A 4,399-nucleotide genomic window follows, 5' to 3' on the forward strand; every position below is an offset into this window, starting at 1 on the left:
CACTTGAGCAATCAGGTGAACAGCTTGCGCGGTCAGGTCGAGAGCTTGAGCGACAATGTCAGCCGGTTAATGCGCTCGTAAAACAGCACGAACACCAGCTGAAACTGGAAAAGCAGCGCACCCGCTATCACGGCCCGACGCTTTAGCACCGCTCATGCGGGATGCCCCACGTAGACGCAATATTATATTGGTGTACAATGTACATCAATAATGCAAAGGGAATGACACAGTGAGCCATGCGATAGAGTTTATCGAAACGCCGATGTTTACCCGTCAGATAAAGCAAATCGCCACGGACGACGAGCTCAAAGAGCTCCAGAAAACGCTGATTGAATCACCGGACAAAGGCGATCTCATCCGACAAACCGGCGGGCTGAGAAAAATCAGAATGGCGACCGGCACACAGGGTAAAAGCGGCAGTGCGCGGGTGATTTACTTTCTGGCCACCGAGGAAATTATCTATCTGGTGATGGCCTACCCGAAAAGTACCAAAGACAGCCTGACGGACGCTGAAAAATCCGACCTGAAAAAGCTGACGAAACTACTGAAAGACGAGGTGTAGCATGAGTTTTTTTGACGAACTGAAAGCGTCTCTGGAAGAAGCCGTCGAGATCAAAAAAGGCGTTAAAGCGCCTGCCCGCGTCACGCGCTACGAACTGGCTGACGTGAAGGCACTCCGCGCCCAGCTGAACGTGACGCAGGATGAAATGGCAAAGGTGCTTGGCACCAGCCTCGACACCATCAAGAGCTGGGAAACTGGCAGGCGTAACCCGACCGGACTGGCGGCTAAGGTGCTGGCGACCATACAGGCCAACCCTAAATTCTTTCAGGAACTTGCCTCACATTAAGGCTTTATGACGGAATGGTTCGACAGAAGCCGCCGTTCGCGTGTAACTTTAACGGCAGAAAAAACAAAGCCCCGATAATCATGTGCTCAACTTGGCGGAAGATACATGATCAATCAGGGCTAGGCATAAAACCTAAGAAGGATATTAGCACATGCAGAGTGCAAGACAACAGCCCGCCATAAGCGCTGGCGTGAGTGACTAACCCAGCCCTCGACCTGTTCAACGACCGCTTACCTAACAAGCCGTACTTTTCGGACGATCTGCATTTTGGTGTACGCATCGCGGGAAAAGAGCGCGCTATTCTGGCTAAATACATCCAGTTCAACCAGCCTCACGCCATGTTCTGGCTCGGTTTTGACGTTGACCGCCTCGGTGCAGCAATCGACTGGAGTGATCGCAATGCGCCCGCGCCTACGCTGACCATCACCAACCCCGAAAACGGGCACGCGCACCTGCTTTACGCACTGAAAACCTCGATACGCACCGCACCTGACGGAAAAATGAAGCCGCTGAAGTACGCTGCTGCCGTAGAGAACGCGCTACGTAAAAAATTGGACGCTGACGTGGGGTATTCGGGGTTAATTTGCAAGAATCCGAACCACGGGTACTGGAAAATTGCCGTCTGGCAGCCAGAACTCTACACACTGGACTGGCTGGCCGACTCGCTAGACCTGAACGCCGCGAACGACAAAGAAATAGTTACCGATTACGGCTTAGGCCGTAACTGCACCTTGTTCGATAAAACCCGCAAGTGGGCCTATCGCGCTATCCGTCAGGGGTGGCCGGAGTATGAACAGTGGCTGCAAGCCTGCTATGAGCGTGCCAGCGCCTACAATCTGCAATTTCCCTTTCCCTTAGATGAAAGTGAAGTAAAGGGGATCTCTAATAGTATTGCTAAATGGACTATAAAAAATTTCTCTGAATATTCTTTCGACGATTTTGTTAAAAAAACACACGCACCTGAAATTCAGTCTCTAAGAGGAAAGAAAAGCAAAGGTGGTGGCAGACCCTCATTGGGAGAGCCTTGGATAATTATGGGTGTTAGCCGGAGAACTTACTTTCGGATGAAAAGTTCAGATAAATAGTATATCTATAGCTTTTAATCCTTTCGCTGTCTTCACTGTATTGAATTGTACTTTTGTTCCTTTTGGTATATCCACTGTGTAATTTTCATTGGGAATATCATCAGATCTGAACATTACATCTCTACCCTGTTCTCTGCGGATAAATCCGTATCCCTTAACTGAGTCAAAAAAATTAACGAAACCATGATCCATAGCTCACGCATCCTTTGGTAAAATTGATCTTAGTTTTTTTCTGAGCTCGTTAGATAGTTTTTTGTTTGATCTACCTACGATCCCCACGTCATAAATGATTTTATTTACCTTTGAAACTTGTTCCTCACTTAAAGGAAGACTGAAGTTTTTAATGTAATTATTAGCTAGGAAAACTATCTTTCTTATTTTGAACTCATCATATAGCGGGAGGATTTTCCCTAGTTTTTCTCTAAGTTCAACTGACTGTTCATGACCAACTCGACTCATCTGAGCTACCTTGCCTGATGCTTTATTCCATAGGGTATGGTATTCAGTCGATGTTCTGTCAACGGCTGATTCTTTTTCACAGATAAAAACTAAATATCGTATGTATCTGCGATTTTCTTTATTTATTTTCGGTGTTTTATGTTTAACCCATAACCCTGTTACATGTAACTTTGAATTAGGGTGGTCTGATTTTTCTATAACGGTCTTGGCGTCATTTAAAGATAAACGGTGCCTATTTATCATCCCTACTACTGTTGTTATCGCTTTTGTTTCTTCTTCTTTTGATAGTTTTTTATCGGAAGAAATAGTAACGTCATCAAGTAGCCTGGTGTAATTCATACCCATATTGTTTATTTTTCTTACTATATTATGCTCATCATTGAAAAATATAAGATTTGCTATATAGCTAGAGCAGCAAGCACCTTGAGGCAACTTACCATCTAAAGTTACTAGTTCTGTCAATGTTTCTGAAATGGATGGTGAGAATCTCATCATGTTTTTGAATATATTTAATATGTCTCTTTTGCTGATGCTAGGGTAGAAGTTTTCTATATCCAAAGATATTATAGTTTTCTTTCCTGCATGAGTTCCGGCATTTGATACATAGTCTCTTTCTTTTAATCCGCCATGAAGATAATTTGGATAATTAACATTTTCAAAGATTTCTTTGTTTATTTTTTTTTGAATATGCTTCAACCCTTTTTTTGGCTCAAAAAGAGTTCTGACCTTTTTGTTCTTACCTGTCTCAATATTGAACGATTTGTATGACTTAGGGATAGATAGCACAATTTTATTGAGCCTCTCTGTCGTAACCCCTAGCATTGCTGCAAGAGAGTCTTGAGAGGCCAATTGAGTACCATTAAACAGAGGTTTCATCATGTTAGGTTGAGTTAAAAGTCGATTAGAAGAATAAGTGAGCTATGAAAGCTAAAGTTTTCCACATAATCAAGTACGGATAGACCTTCATACAAAGGTTTTTCAGTACTTCCATAAAGCCAATCCCTTCTTTTCTACGACTATGACTGTCTCCAGATGCATAGTTATAGGTCTTAGTTACACTTAAGTTGATGTTAAAATTTAACATTTTTGCCTTCCTTCTTGGGTTATGGGTTTTGCCAGACCAGTAAGGAACACAAGGAATAAATCAATTGGCTTTAGGGACTTTTACTCACATTGCCAGACAACTGTCGCCGAAATTTAAGGAGGGTTATCGCGTTTTTGCGCGATGAGCCGACCCTTAGCGGGGATGCCGGTCATGATCTCATGAAGAGATCGCCTTTTCAGGCATAGCTTTCCTTGAGTCAGTGTAACTTTTTTTTAAAGAGCAAAGGGTTGGGCGAGGTTCGCCCGTATCGGGAGTGAGTATATGTTTTTTATAAGAATGAAGTCACGAAAAAACGCATGGCACTAAACAACCTATATCAGATAACAGCCCTCTCTTTTATCAGGGGGCTTTTTTTGCCGCGAACACAGAATCTGACATACTACAGTATACTTTAAGCCAGTACACACAGCGTCCCCTCTACGAGGTGCCGTCTGTGACTGGTTCAGGGGGCTCGCCGCCCCCCGAAACCCCGGGCATCCGCTGCGAAACTTTCGCACTTTGGGTGCGAATATTTCTCAGCGGAGTGAGAATGGAAAAGCGCACGAGAGAGATCAAAATCCGTCTGACCGACTCAGAGCATCAGCGTCTGATAGACCGGTGTGACCGAACCCATCTGGCTGAATGGCTGCGTCAGCTCGGTCTGGGAGAACACACCGCCCGAAAGCGCCGTCTTCCTGACGTTGCGCCCGAACTGCTGCGACAGGTCAGCGGGATAGGCAACAACCTCAACCAGATCGCCCGACGCCTTAACCAGCTTGACGGGCTTACCCCCACGGAGCGGGTTTCCCTGCTGGCGGTGCTCAACAGCCTTGACCGCAATCTGGGTGAACTGCTGGAGCAGCATCGTGATCATTAAAATTCACTCACGCGGTGCCGGTTCGGGCAGTGGCCCCGTCGATTAT

General features: G+C 45.4%; 6 protein-coding genes. 4 read left to right on the forward strand and 2 right to left on the reverse strand.

Annotated features, from left to right (window positions below):
• Nucleotides 1-229: 229 nt before the first annotated feature.
• The 3 genes from N6G83_RS53935 to N6G83_RS53945 all read left to right on the forward strand — a co-directional run bounded on the left by N6G83_RS53935 (nt 230) and on the right by N6G83_RS53945 (nt 1,933).
• Nucleotides 230-562: a type II toxin-antitoxin system RelE/ParE family toxin gene (locus N6G83_RS53935; protein ID WP_224452646.1), complete on the forward strand. Its 333-nt coding sequence runs from the start codon at nt 230-232 to the stop codon at nt 560-562.
• Between the two features lies 1 nt (nt 563).
• Nucleotides 564-848 (forward strand): NadS family protein, encoded by a 285-nt coding sequence (gene nadS / locus N6G83_RS53940; RefSeq protein ID WP_012442910.1) that lies wholly within the window; start codon nt 564-566, stop codon nt 846-848.
• A 194-nt stretch (nt 849-1,042) separates the two neighbouring features.
• Nucleotides 1,043-1,933 (forward strand): replication initiation protein, encoded by an 891-nt coding sequence (locus N6G83_RS53945; RefSeq protein WP_224452645.1) that lies wholly within the window; start codon nt 1,043-1,045, stop codon nt 1,931-1,933.
• Here the strand turns inward: N6G83_RS53945 and N6G83_RS53950 are convergent.
• Together N6G83_RS53950 and N6G83_RS53955 are read right to left on the reverse strand one after the other, a co-directional pair.
• On the reverse strand, nt 1,922-2,125 hold the full coding sequence (locus tag N6G83_RS53950; protein WP_224452644.1) for a cold shock domain-containing protein: 204 nt from the start codon (nt 2,123-2,125) through the stop codon (nt 1,922-1,924). The genes N6G83_RS53945 and N6G83_RS53950 overlap by 12 nt on opposite strands.
• A gap of 3 nt (nt 2,126-2,128) precedes the next feature.
• Nucleotides 2,129-3,271, reverse strand: coding sequence for a reverse transcriptase family protein (locus tag N6G83_RS53955; protein ID WP_224452649.1), 1,143 nt, complete (start codon nt 3,269-3,271; stop codon nt 2,129-2,131).
• 755 nt (nt 3,272-4,026) lie between these two features.
• Between N6G83_RS53955 and N6G83_RS53960 the strand changes: the two genes are divergently transcribed.
• A complete protein-coding gene (locus N6G83_RS53960) occupies nt 4,027-4,353 on the forward strand; it encodes a plasmid mobilization protein (protein WP_116362722.1) in 327 nt (108 codons plus the stop codon).
• The last annotated feature ends 46 nt before the right edge of the window (nt 4,354-4,399 follow it).

Source organism: Serratia sp. PL7 (assembly GCF_945957435.1).